Here is a 12,472-nt window from a genome sequence, read left to right on the forward strand (position 1 = left end):
GTTTGATTTAATTGTATCACTATAGATATTATATATCAATAAGCAATTAATTAAAATAGTAATACTTTGAACATTTTTTTAAAAATGTATGGAGGATTTTATGAATAGACAGCAAATTAAAACTAGAAAAGCAATTTTTATGGCTTTTACTGATCTTTTATCCAAGAAAAATTATAATAAAATAACAGTTCAAGAAATTATTGATTTGGCAGATATAGGTAGGAGTACTTTTTATTCTCATTTTGAAACAAAAGATGATTTATTAAAAGAAATTTGTCGTGAGTTGTTTGAACATATATTTTCTAATGATTTAAGTAGAGAATGTTCAAAAATTTTTGAAAATTCAAAGAAAAATCCTAAAATTTTAATTACACATATACTTTATCATTTAAAGGAAAATAAGGAAAAATTTATAAAAGTTTTAAGTTGTGAAAGTAATGATTTGTTTTTGAGTTATTTCAAAAAATATCTGGATAAGCTGATTGATGAGTATATTTTTATTGAAAAGACTGAAGATGAAAAGTTTAAAAGATTTTTAAAAAATCATATTTGCTGTACATTTGTGGAAACAATAAAGTGGTGGATAAAAAATCAAATGGAAGAAAGTCCAGAAGAGATTGCAGATTATTTTTTTAAAGTAGTAGACCCTATAATATAATATATTTAGTATATAATGATTTGAGAAATTACCTAAAATATGATAAAATGAATGGGACTTTTCGTATTATGATAAATCAATATTTTTTTATCATAATTATATATTGAATATCAGGGGGAAATTATGAAGTGTATAATGTTTGATATGGACGGGACTTTGATTGATTCTATTGGGGGATGGTTTGGAAGTTGTTCATATTTTCTTAAAGAGATGAATTTAGAAGAAACGGATGAACTAAAAGAGTTGTTTAAAGGAAAAAAACTTTATGCAAGAGGAATAGCAATAGGAAAATATTATAATCTCAATTTAACTCCGGATGAAATTTATGCCAAAAATTTAAAATATGTAAAAGAGGGATACGACGAAATTTTCGGAGCAAAAGATAATGTGATGAATGCTTTGGATTATCTTAAAGAAAAAGGTTATAAGATTTCTTTGAATACTGCTACAAATATTGGACTTTGTAAAAATTGTTTAGAAAGAACAGGACTTATGAAGTATTTTGACTATATCCAAACTTGTGATGATTGTGGATATTTAAAAGATGATGAAAGATATTATGATTGGGCAATAAAAAAACATAATGAAGATACAGAAGAAATTATATTCTTTGACGATACTGAAGCTCCTTTAAAAACTGCAAAGAAAAGGGGAATTAAAACGGTTTTGGTTTATGAGCCTTTGACTAATGGAGAGTATTTTGGTACGACAACGGATTTTGACTATAAAATGGATACAATTTCTGTTGAAAATTTAAAAAGAATTGGGCTTTAAACAAAATTATAATGAAAAAAGAGCTATGTTGTGAAAATTTAACATAGCTCTTTTTGTCTAATCTTGATAATTCTCTAAATTATTTTAAATAATTATCAAACCATTCTAATATTTCTTTTAATCTTCTTATTCTATGCATTGGTTTACCGCTTCTTGAAAGTTCATGATTTTCACCTTTGAACATAACAAGTCTTGCAGGTACATCATGATATTTTAATGCAGAGAACATTTGAATTCCCTCAGGTATCCAACATCTATAATCTTCATCTGAATGGATGAAAAGTGTTGGTGTTTGTGCCTTATTTGCATATTTAAGCGGGGAATGATACCATAATTTTTCATAATTATTCCAAGGTGTTGCAGAAATTTGGTCATCAATGAAATAATATCCTATGTCTGTAAGTAAAAATTCAGAAGTCATATTTGAAATTGAACGTTGTGAACAAGCAGCCTTAAATCTGTTTGTGTGTCCAATTGCCCAATTTGTCATAAAACCACCGTAACTTCCACCCATAATGGCAAGTCTTTCTTCATCAAGAGCGGGATAGTTTTTAATTACATCATCTGTAAATTTCATTAAGTCATCAAAGTCAATTTCTCCATATTTTCCACGAATATCTGCAAATTCTTTACCTCTACCGTCAGATCCTCTAGGATTTGTGAAAAATACAAAATATCCATTATTTGCTAAAAATTGCATTTCGTGATGGAATATTTTTCCGAAAACTGTCTTAGGGCCTCCATGAACATGAAGCACACCAGGATATTTTTTATTTGGATTATAATCAACAGGTTTCATAACATATCCTATAAATCCAATTCCATCATTTGTAAAGTTGATTTCTTCAATTTCTGAAAGTGAATATTCTGTTGTATCATTGTGGAAGGAAATTCTATTTTCTTCTTCCATAGAAATTTCATAAATATCTTGTAAATTAGAATCTTTTAGTGCAACAGCATAAATTTTTCCATCTTTTGAAATATCGATACAATCGATAGAACCTGATTTTTCGTTTAATCTTTCAAGATTTCCATTTTTGTCAATTCTATAAATATATGAACTATTTACTTCAGTATTTATGAAGTACATAAATCCTTCTTTTACTAAAACACTTCTACCACCAGTTAATCTCATATCTGTTCCAACAGAGTTATTCATACACATATCAAAATTGTCATTTACAATTTTTTCAAAAGATTTATCTTTAATATTTATAATATAGATATTTGAATTTTCATTTATACCATATTCCTTCATATCTGTTGCTACGGTTATAATGTTTTCAGAATCAATAAAGTTTGCATAAGCAAAAGAATAATCTTTTGCTAAAAGGTCAACTGTTTTAGTTTTGATATCTAAAATTTTAACCTCATTTACAAGAGGCATCTTTCCTGTAAAAGTTGTTGCAATAAAAACAGCCTTAGTTTTGTCCTCATTTAATTCCAAACCATAAATATCAGTGATATCATCGCTTAATGGAATAAATTCAGAAGTCTTTTTGTTGAAATGATAAAGTCTGCTTCTATCTTCGTTTGTAAAGCCTATATTATTTCCCCAGAAAGGTATTTCAGTTGCAACTAGGTAATCCTTAGAATCATCATAAGTTTTTTCTTTGTTTTCTTCTTTTTTAGATTCTTTTTCTATTTTTTCTAATTCTTTTGTTCTATTGAAATTAGCTAAAACTAAAAATTCATCATCATTTATTTGTTTTATTGTATTTACTAAAGCAGGAACAGTAAAGTCTAAAACAGCTTCTCCACCGGAAGTACATATTTTGTAAAATTTAGTTGTATCAGACTCGTCTTTTTTACCTTCTCTATCACCTGCAAAGAGAATAGAACCGTCTAAAAGCTCAATGAAAGAACTTTCCTTAGCACCATTAGTAAAAACAAAGGACTTTTTAGTTTCCAAATCCATTTTATAAATTCTGTGTTCATAAGAATTTTTTTCTAAATTCATATTAGAAACACTATAGAATAGATTTTTTTCGTTTTTACTTAAATGTAAATTTCCCAAAAACTTAAAGTTTTTAAACTCATCAATTTTTATACTTTTCATATTGCCTCCTTAAACAACAATTTACAAGGATTATCTTATTGAAATTCCCTTGCAATTTGATTATACTACAAAAACAAAAAAATTACAAAAAAATTTTTGATAAATTCTAATTATATGATAAAATAAATATATTAAATGAAATTAAAAAATGGAGAAATTTATGGAAATTAGAAGATTGATTGATATTGATGCTAAAGAGTTTTATAATTGTCTTAAAATTATTGACAGTGAAACGGATTTTATGATGTTTGAACCTGACGAAAGAGTTTGGAATGAGGAAAAAATTGTAAAAAATTTAAAAGATGAAAATAATTTATTTTTAGGAGCGATAGAGGACGAGAAAATAGTAGGCTTTTTATCTGCCCAAAGGGGTGCTTTTAGGAGAATAAGACATACTGCCTATGTGATAATTGGGATACAAAAAAATTACTGTAATAGAAAAATAGGAACAAAACTATTTCAAATGCTTGATAATTGGGCAGTTAAAAACAAAATTATAAGACTAGAGTTGACAGTTGAATGTGAAAATGTATCTGCAATAAAATTATATGAAAAAAGCGGATTTACTATCGAGGGAATTAAGAAAAAGACAATGTATGTAAATGGAAAGTATGTTGATGAATATATGATGTCAAAAATATTTTAATGGAGATATTATGAAAATAGGACTGGTTTCTTACGAATTTAAAAATGGAGAAATTGAATATAATATTAAAAAAATAGAAAAGGCGAGTATCTCTGCTAATGAGAAAGTAGATTTACTTTGTTTTGGAGAAACTTTTTTGCAAGGCTTTGACTCTCTTTCTTGGAATTATGAAATAGATAAAGACATTGCAATTACAAAATATTCTACAATAATGGAAAAATTAAAAAATCTTAGTGAAAAATACAATATTGATCTTGGTGTCGGATATATCGAAAGAGAAAGAGAGCAGATTTTTTCTTCTTTTGTAGTAATTGAAAAGGGAAAAATAATCCACAACTATAGAAGAATTACTAAAAATTGGAAAGAATATTCCATTACTGATAAACATTATTGTGAAGGAGAGCTTTCAGATACATTTATCTATAAGAACAGAGAATTTAAAATTACCTTATGTGGAGATATGTGGATTTGTTCTGAAAAGTTTAAAACAAATGGAATTTTGCTTTGGCCTGTTTATTGTAATTTCTCAAAAGATGAATGGGAAAATACTGAACAATATGATTATGCTAAGCAATCTAAATTAGCATCGGATAATGTGCTTTTGGTAAATTCAATAACAAAAGACGAGCCAATAAGCGTTGGTGGGGCATATTATTTTAAAAATGGAAAAATTGAAAAGAGTTTAGAGTTGGATAAAGAAGATATTTTAATCGTTGAGATATAAAAAAAGATTCTGAAATTTAGAAAAAGAGCTGACTAGAGGTTTTAATCTCAAAATCTGCTCTTTTTTTGTTCTAAATAGATATTAATAAATCAACATTTATATACTTTCTTTAAAATCTGTAAACAATTCAATAAATTTTTTAGGTTTAAAAGAGTGAATTACATGATTAGTAGAAACTTTTTTATATGTAATTTGTGGATCTAATGAAATTACATTTTTTATCCACAATATAAAAAATATAAGCACTTAATTTATATTATAAATCTTATATAAATAAATCTACTTCATAATTAAATAGATAAGTTTATTTATCCTTTGGATTATTAATTTTGTTAAGTTCAGAAATATAATCTAGTCCAAAAATTTCTATTTCGTTCAAAACTTTCTGAAATTTAGTACCTAATGTACTTAAAGAGTATTCAACATGAGGAGGTACTTCAGCAAAAACTTTTCTTGTGATTAATTTATCTTGTTCTAATTGACGCAGTTGCCTTGTTAAAACAGTTCGAGTAACTTCAGGAATTAATCTTTCAAGTTCATTAAATCTTTTAGTACCTGTACTTAAATGATATAAAACTACAATTGCCCATTTTCCTTGTAAAACTTTCTGAGTAGTAACATAAGGGCATTTATCATAAATAGTTGACATAAAAACCTCCTTAAGCTGTGTAATAGTATCGTATCAGATACTATGTATTATAAATGTTCGTACTTTTAAAGTCAAGACTTAAAAAGTATAATAATAGTAAGAGGAAAATCAATCCTCAAAAAGAAAGGAGATTAGCTATGAAAAGTGAAATTATGAAAGTATATAATGCTTATACAGAAGCATTATTGAAGGGAGATTTTAAGTCTGTTTTTGAAACAATGTCTGATAATATTGTATGGCATATGGGAGGAGAAGGTCCACTTTCAGGAATTGTTAAAGGTAAAGAGGCGTTGGGAGAACGTTTAGGAGAATTTACCAAAAGAAGCAATGGTACATTTAGAGTAATTACAAATTGGGCTGCAAGTAATGATTGCTTTGTTGTTGCAAGTGTTGTTTCTTTAGCTGAAAAAGAAGATCAAAAACTAAATGACCCCGGTATTGATTTATTTAGAATAGAGAATGGAAAAATACAAGAAGTATGGACTTTTGCAGAACAACAAGAGGAAGAAGATAAATTTTGGAAATAGGTTAATTTATTTTTATAACAAAATGTAAGAGATATGTAAAATAAAATAATGAATGTCAAATTTTTAAAAAGAGAAGATTTTATATCAAAATATATAAGTCTTCTCTTTTGTTGTGAGACAACAAGGTTCTCGAATACCCACTCAATGTGAAGCATTTAGAAATAGTGAGCATATTATTTTAAAAATGGAAAAATTGAAAAGAGTTTAAAATTGAATAAAGAAGATATTTTAATCGTTGAGATATAAAAAAATATTCTGAAATTTAGAAAAAGAGCTGACTAGAGATTTTAAATCTAAAATCAGCTCTTTTTTCTTTTGCAATAGTTAGATATTTTCTCTAAATTCTGTTAATAATTCAGTAAATTTTTTAGGTTTAAAAGCGTGAATTACATGATTACCAGAAACTTTTTTATATATAATTTGTGGGGCTAATGAAATTGCAAGTTTAGCATCATCTTCATCAAATGCTCCTACAAGTCCAAAATTTTCATACCTTTTCCAGTCAGCATGAATAAGCATTATTGGACATTTTGTTTTTTTAAAGGCTTCTTCGTGCTTAATACCATCATAAAATCTTCCATCAACAAAAGCTCTAGAAAAATCGGGATCAAACATAGACAATGATTTAATAAGTAGTCGTAAACTATCTGGGAATCCTACTGCAATAGGTTTATTAGGGTATTTGTTTTGAAATTTCTTTATCTTTCTTGATAGCCAATTGGCAAACCAATTTGGAATTTTTTTAATTCTCTTTTCAGAAGCTGGCATTTCCATATCTCTAAAATAATCTGCTAAATCTCTATCTTCAATATTTCCAATTTTGTCAACAAGATGTTTTAATCCATTGTAAACAAATTTATCTTGTTCTTTAAATCTTGGCATCTCTGTAGAAAAGATTGGGGCATCCTCGAGAACAATTCCAGAAACATATTCAGGAATATTAACTGCACACCATAAGGCAAGAATACCTCCAGATGAATTTCCACTTATAATTACTTTTTCTTTTATTACATTTTTGATAAACATTTTTAAGTCTTCACCTACAATTTTCCAAGAATAATAACCAGGTGTCCAAGTAGATTTTCCATGTCCTCTTATATCTATTGAATAAACTTGAAAAATTTTAGATAAAGGTATTAGTACTTTTTTATAACTCTCCCACATTCCCATTTGAGCAGGAATTAGCAATAAACTAGGCCCGTTTTTGGGACCAACAACATAGTTAAGTTTAACAGTTCCTGTATCATAAGTTTTTTCCGAAAAGCCAGCATTAATAAGCTTTTTATTTTCAAGTTTTCCTGATAAGTTTTCATAAGGGTTTTTATAAAACATTTTATCCTCCTATCTTAAGCAATCTGTATTAAGAAATCCATAAAGCATTAAATGTAGATATTTCTTAATACTATTTTTAAATTCATCATAATTGTCGAATAAATCCATTGGATTGTCTTGATATTGATTGAGATGTTTTATTACAATCGCATCAATATATAAAGATAAAGCATCCACAACTAATTCATGATCAATATCTTTTCTTAAGTTAAATATTTTAATAGAATTAGAGATTTGTATTTTTAATTTTTCATTTGATTTTTTGTGATATTCACTAAAAATATCCTTAATTTCTTTTTCAACTTCTTTGCTTGTTTCCCTAGAAGCCATATTTAAAAATTTAGTTTCATTAGGATATTTTTTTATTAAATTACATTTTTGATCCATAATACTAAAAATGTTATCGAAAAAATCATAATATGTTTTACATTCTAAATTTTGTGTCAATAAATTTACTGCATAATTAAGTAGGTATAGATAAAAATTCTTTTTATTATCAAAATAGTAAAATAATAAACCCTTAGAAATACCAGCTTCCTTAACTATTAAATCAGTTTTTGCTTCTACAAATGAAAACTTTGAGAAAATCTCTATCCCTTTATTTATTATCATTTGTTTTTTATCTTCTGAAACTTTTTCAAAATTTTTAGTAGTCATAAATACGTCCTCCTTACTTGACTAATCAGTCAATTTATTTCAATTAAAGTATATCATCTTTTGACTGATTAGTCAATATTAATGAAATAGAATATACAATCAAAGAAAAATAAGGTTTTGTAGTAACAAATATAAGAACATTAAATAAAACTAAAAAAATACCAAAAACAGTATTTAGAAGAAATAGAAAAAAATTAAGTTTAGAAATCTTTTTAAATAGAAAAGCTAAGTAATTGAATAATTATACAATATGTATACGCTGTTAAAAGTAGGATATCTGAGAAAATATTCTCCTTTACTTTTTACAGCAATTATAGTAAAAAAACACTTGATATAATATATAATTATATGGGACAGAATATATTTAGTGAAAAATATCTATAACCTAATATTTATTACATTTTACAAAATATAATTTTTTTGGTATAATTATTTAGCCTAATTAAGTTTTAATAATACTTATTATGTAAAACTAAATTAGGTATAAATGAGGGATAAAATTTATTTATCAATATTTAGGAGGAAATATGAAAAAAGTTAAAGGAATATTATGTGGATTATGTGCGTTGTCAATAATTGCAATGACAAATCCAGTAAGTAATGCAACAACAGTTAATAAAGATGTAGTTGCTAAAAATGAAAAAACAGCACTTGCTAAAAACACAGAGAATAAAAACACTATGAGGACTATAAAAGTTACAGTTAAATGGATAGGTCCTAAGGAGAATATTATTATATCTCCTCGTGAAGCTGGAGTTAGACATGCAGGTTGTTATATAGATTTTGGCCGTAGATTACCGGGATATCCTGATAAATGGTATTATGGCGAGATAGAAATGCCTAAATATAATGAAAAAGGACAACTTAGAAAATATAATTTAGATGTTAATTACTCTATTTCTAAAATAGAAAAGTTACGAATAGAAAACAATGTAAAAGATCCTAAGCCTAATTATAAGATAACAGGAGATATAGATAAAGGCTTCACTGTTACTATAATAAACAATCCAAAAAAAGAAGAATGGATGTATGACGGTCTTTATGAAATGTATAAGTTATCAGATGGCTCATATTTTAAAAATGGTTGGAAGAATATAAAGGGTAGATGGTACTATTTTGATAAATCAGGATATATGGTTTCTGAAAAGTGGATTAAGACAGGAAATAACTGGTATTATGTTGGTGGTTATATTGAAAGATATACTAAAGAAGAAAATAGATTAAATGGCTCTATGTATGTTGATACTTTTACTCCAGATGGATATTATGTAAATTCAAGTGGAGCATGGGAAAAAGGAAGCCAATGGAAAAAGGATGCAAAAGGCTGGTGGCTAAGATATGACAATGGAAGTTATGCAAAAAATAAATGGGTTCAATTTGGCAAAAAATGGTATTACTTTGATGAATCTGGTTATTTAGTTCAAGGAAAGTGGGTAAATACAGATGGCACATGGTATTATATGGGAAAAAGTGATAGAGCTGATAAGGTAAGTCCTATGTATACTAATGCTTATACTCCAGACGGCTATTATGTAAATTCAAGTGGAGCATGGGAAAATGGTGGCCAATGGAAAAAGGATGGAAAAGGCTGGTGGCTAAGATACCCTGATGGTAGCTATGCTAAAAATGAATGGGTTCAGCTTGGAGAAAAATGGTATTACTTTGATGAATCTGGTTATTTAGTTCAAGGAAAGTGGGTAAATACAGACGGTTTATGGTACTATATGGGAACAGGTTCCAGTTCTAATGAAGTAGGTCATATGTATGCTGATACTTTTACTCCAGACGGCTATTATGTAAATTCAAGAGGAGAATGGGAAAAAGGAAGCCAATGGATATGGGGCGAAAAAGGTTGGTGGCTAAGATATGACGATGGTAGTCATGCTAGAAATCAATGGGTTCAATTTGGTAAAAATTGGTATTATTTAAAAGATACAGGATACATGGCAACTAATGAATGGATAGGAAACTGGCACGTAAATAATAGTGGCGTGTGGGATTATTCAAGATAGAAATTTACTGATTGATCAACAAATATAAAGAGGCAATTATGAAAAAAATTAAATTAAAATCATTTTTAGCTATCTTATTGATGAGCTCGATGATTTTTTCAGGATGTAACAAAAAAAAGGAAGAAAATAATATTACAGAAACTAATACAAAATATGATGTAGAGTATGCTAAGGATATTATTGAAGTTGGAGAAGGCGAAAGTATTTCGTTGGATACTAGTGTTAAAGATGGCTCTAAATTTGAAGTAGTTGGAGACGAGTTAGATGCTGCACCTCTAAAATTATTTGGCGATGCTAAACTATATAAATTTATAGATGCTCCTATTGTATCAGGTAAAAAACTTGATGGTAAGATTACAATTAATCCTACTAATATTAAACAAAATAAATTCAAATTATCAGATGGCAAGGAATTAACCTTAAAAGAAGGTGTATGGCCTGCATATGAAAAATTATATTTAGCTCAATATAATGATTTAAAAACAGGAAAAAAATTAAAAAAACCAGTAGTTCATGTTATAAATGTAAAAGGAAGAAGCTCAGGGATAACACCTCCAGTAGTTTCTAAAACTATTACGAGTGATGGGAAACTTAATTTGGAATGGAATCAAGTTAAAGATGCCACTTCTTACCACATTTTAAAACGTACTAAAAATTCTGATAAAAATGTAAAATTTGATCAATATTATATTTATGAAGAATTAGGTAAAGTAACAGAAAATAATTGGACATCTACTCCTGAAGTTCTTAAAAAATTAGCAATTGATCTTAAAAATAATAATGGTGATACTTCTAAATACTATGATTTAATAGTAGTTGCTGAAGATAGTTCGGGAAATTGTACACCTGCATCAAATTTAATATCAGGTGTTGATATTTGTAGAACTTTGATTCAAGATATAGACTATAGTAAAATTACAAATGCTATTGATGCAAAAACTTTAACTTTTGAAACATTAGACAATTTACCTAAGTTTATGCCTGTTTTGACTCTTGGTGGTACTGAAAGAATTTCAGCCGTTGAATACCATGGTTCAGAAATAAAAGCTGAAAAAACTGGAAATCAAGAATATAAGATAACAATACCTTTCTCATTAAAGGGAACAAGTATTAAAAAAGAAGTAACTATAACTAAGGTTAATAGCGATTATAAGAATAAGTTAGAGGATAAGCTTAAAAATATTGAACAATCAACTAAAACTGGAAGAGTTGATAAAAATATCACTATTAATGAAAAAGATATAGACTCTTTAAGTGAAGATATTAAAAAGAATGTTGCAAAAGTTGATACAAATTATGATGCATCATCATCACTGGAGGAATTTTTATTAACAAATATTTTACAGGGAAATACTTATTTAAGCCTTGAAAATTATCCAGAAGCAACAGATAAGTCATTTTTGATAAACACTATTGAGAATATTCTTTTTGAAAATCCAATTATGTCAACTGTAGTTAATTATAATTATTCATCAAAAAATAAAATTCTACAAATAACTTATGATTCAGAAAAACAAGCTAAACAAAAGGAATGCTTAGATAAGATTTCTAAGATTCTGCCTACTATAATCAAAGAAGGAATGTCAGATTTAGAAAAAAGTAAAGCTATAAATGATTATATAGCTAAGCAAACTGTATATGATTATAAAGCTTTTGAAGCAATAGAAAAATACAATGCTATTTATGAAAAAAATGGCGGGAAATCTGAAATAACTAAAAAAGCATATGATGACTTAGTTAAAAACTTTGGTTATGCTATGGATTCTGAAGGAGTATTGTTAAAAGGGATAGCTGTTTGTAGTGGATATGCAAAAACTTATTATTTGATGGCAAGAATGGCAGGATTGCAAGCGAGAGTAGTTACAGGTCAAGCAACAGGTGGACTTCATGCATGGAATTTAGTTCGTATAAATAATAAATGGTTGGTTGTTGACCCAACTTGGAATGATTCTGATGCTGATCCTAATAAATATTTGAATATTTCTCAAGATGACAAAACTTACACAAAAGATCATGTTATTGATGAAAAATTTAAGGAATTTAAATAAATTATAAGGAGAATTAAGATGGAAGACAAAAAAAAAACCTATATGGATGATTGTTCTAATTTTGATTGCTGCAACAGCGTTTGCCACTGTTTTGGTTATGAACGTTCCGGAGAAAATGCAAGCACCATTTAGAACTGCTTGTTATATATTATTGGCAGTTGTTTCTGCTTATCAAGCAAAAAGACTTAAAAATAAAAAGAATAACGAAAATAATAATAACGAAAATGAAGAAGATAAAAAAAATTAAATATTAGAAACATTAAAGTTGAGAAGAGAAAACTTCTCAGCTTTTTGGGTTTTTAAGTATAATTTGCTTAAAAAAGTAAATACGCTATTCTGGTAGAGATAAAATCTTAAGCTACAAAAAAATTTATAAAAAAACTTGA

At 27.4% G+C, this 12,472-nt stretch carries 12 protein-coding genes; 8 read left to right on the top strand and 4 right to left on the bottom strand.

The window, feature by feature from the left end:
- Positions 1-100 precede the first annotated feature (100 nt).
- Together VJI95_RS05865 and VJI95_RS05870 are read left to right on the top strand one after the other, a co-directional pair.
- Positions 101-658, top strand: coding sequence for a TetR/AcrR family transcriptional regulator (locus tag VJI95_RS05865; RefSeq protein ID WP_324010598.1), 558 nt, complete (start codon positions 101-103; stop codon positions 656-658).
- A 123-nt stretch (positions 659-781) separates the two neighbouring features.
- Positions 782-1,432: an HAD family hydrolase gene (locus VJI95_RS05870; protein WP_324010599.1), complete on the top strand. Its 651-nt coding sequence runs from the start codon at positions 782-784 to the stop codon at positions 1,430-1,432.
- 79 nt (positions 1,433-1,511) lie between these two features.
- Here the strand turns inward: VJI95_RS05870 and VJI95_RS05875 are convergent, their stop codons facing one another.
- Entirely contained in the window at positions 1,512-3,491 is a 1,980-nt protein-coding gene (locus VJI95_RS05875; RefSeq protein WP_324010600.1) for an alpha/beta hydrolase family protein, read from the bottom strand.
- Positions 3,492-3,651: 160 nt separating this feature from the next.
- Between VJI95_RS05875 and VJI95_RS05880 the strand changes: the two genes are divergently transcribed.
- Positions 3,652-4,137 (top strand): GNAT family N-acetyltransferase, encoded by a 486-nt coding sequence (locus VJI95_RS05880; RefSeq protein ID WP_324010601.1) that lies wholly within the window; start codon positions 3,652-3,654, stop codon positions 4,135-4,137.
- Positions 4,138-4,147: 10 nt separating this feature from the next.
- A complete protein-coding gene (locus VJI95_RS05885; RefSeq protein ID WP_324010602.1) occupies positions 4,148-4,861 on the top strand; it encodes a carbon-nitrogen hydrolase family protein in 714 nt (237 codons plus the stop codon).
- Between the two features lie 304 nt (positions 4,862-5,165).
- Here VJI95_RS05885 and VJI95_RS05890 read toward each other — a convergent pair whose 3' ends face one another.
- Complete coding sequence (locus VJI95_RS05890) at positions 5,166-5,510, bottom strand: winged helix-turn-helix transcriptional regulator (protein WP_150262839.1); 345 nt, start codon at positions 5,508-5,510, stop codon at positions 5,166-5,168.
- Between the two features lie 137 nt (positions 5,511-5,647).
- On the opposite strand from VJI95_RS05890, the gene VJI95_RS05895 reads away from it, so the two are divergent.
- Positions 5,648-6,037 (top strand): nuclear transport factor 2 family protein, encoded by a 390-nt coding sequence (locus VJI95_RS05895; RefSeq protein WP_269753262.1) that lies wholly within the window; start codon positions 5,648-5,650, stop codon positions 6,035-6,037.
- A gap of 324 nt (positions 6,038-6,361) precedes the next feature.
- Here VJI95_RS05895 and VJI95_RS05900 read toward each other — a convergent pair whose 3' ends face one another.
- Positions 6,362-7,369: an alpha/beta fold hydrolase gene (locus VJI95_RS05900; protein ID WP_324010603.1), complete on the bottom strand. Its 1,008-nt coding sequence runs from the start codon at positions 7,367-7,369 to the stop codon at positions 6,362-6,364.
- A 9-nt stretch (positions 7,370-7,378) separates the two neighbouring features.
- Entirely contained in the window at positions 7,379-8,026 is a 648-nt protein-coding gene (locus VJI95_RS05905) for a TetR/AcrR family transcriptional regulator (RefSeq protein WP_324010604.1), read from the bottom strand.
- 527 nt (positions 8,027-8,553) lie between these two features.
- Between VJI95_RS05905 and VJI95_RS05910 the strand changes: the two genes are divergently transcribed.
- From VJI95_RS05910 to VJI95_RS05920, 3 genes are all read left to right on the top strand, one after another.
- Positions 8,554-10,038, top strand: a complete 1,485-nt coding sequence (locus VJI95_RS05910) for a hypothetical protein (protein WP_324010605.1) — start codon at positions 8,554-8,556, stop codon at positions 10,036-10,038.
- Positions 10,039-10,076: 38 nt separating this feature from the next.
- Positions 10,077-12,086 (top strand): transglutaminase domain-containing protein, encoded by a 2,010-nt coding sequence (locus VJI95_RS05915; protein WP_324010606.1) that lies wholly within the window; start codon positions 10,077-10,079, stop codon positions 12,084-12,086.
- 61 nt (positions 12,087-12,147) lie between these two features.
- Positions 12,148-12,333: a hypothetical protein gene (locus VJI95_RS05920; RefSeq protein ID WP_324010607.1), complete on the top strand. Its 186-nt coding sequence runs from the start codon at positions 12,148-12,150 to the stop codon at positions 12,331-12,333.
- Positions 12,334-12,472 lie beyond the last annotated feature (139 nt).

Source organism: Parvimonas sp. C2, from assembly GCF_035282405.1.
Classification (GTDB): Bacteria; Bacillota; Clostridia; order Tissierellales; family Peptoniphilaceae; genus Parvimonas.

Coding starts and splice junctions, on each gene's coding strand:
- VJI95_RS05885 (WP_324010602.1), top strand. CDS start 4,148: ATGAAAATAGGACTGGTTTCTTACGAATTTAAAAATGGAGAAATTGAA.
- VJI95_RS05910 (WP_324010605.1), top strand. CDS start 8,554: ATGAAAAAAGTTAAAGGAATATTATGTGGATTATGTGCGTTGTCAATA.
- VJI95_RS05915 (WP_324010606.1), top strand. CDS start 10,077: ATGAAAAAAATTAAATTAAAATCATTTTTAGCTATCTTATTGATGAGC.
- VJI95_RS05890 (WP_150262839.1), bottom strand. CDS start 5,510: ATGTCAACTATTTATGATAAATGCCCTTATGTTACTACTCAGAAAGTT.
- VJI95_RS05900 (WP_324010603.1), bottom strand. CDS start 7,369: ATGTTTTATAAAAACCCTTATGAAAACTTATCAGGAAAACTTGAAAAT.
- VJI95_RS05870 (WP_324010599.1), top strand. CDS start 782: ATGAAGTGTATAATGTTTGATATGGACGGGACTTTGATTGATTCTATT.
- VJI95_RS05895 (WP_269753262.1), top strand. CDS start 5,648: ATGAAAAGTGAAATTATGAAAGTATATAATGCTTATACAGAAGCATTA.
- VJI95_RS05905 (WP_324010604.1), bottom strand. CDS start 8,026: ATGACTACTAAAAATTTTGAAAAAGTTTCAGAAGATAAAAAACAAATG.
- VJI95_RS05880 (WP_324010601.1), top strand. CDS start 3,652: ATGGAAATTAGAAGATTGATTGATATTGATGCTAAAGAGTTTTATAAT.
- VJI95_RS05875 (WP_324010600.1), bottom strand. CDS start 3,491: ATGAAAAGTATAAAAATTGATGAGTTTAAAAACTTTAAGTTTTTGGGA.
- VJI95_RS05865 (WP_324010598.1), top strand. CDS start 101: ATGAATAGACAGCAAATTAAAACTAGAAAAGCAATTTTTATGGCTTTT.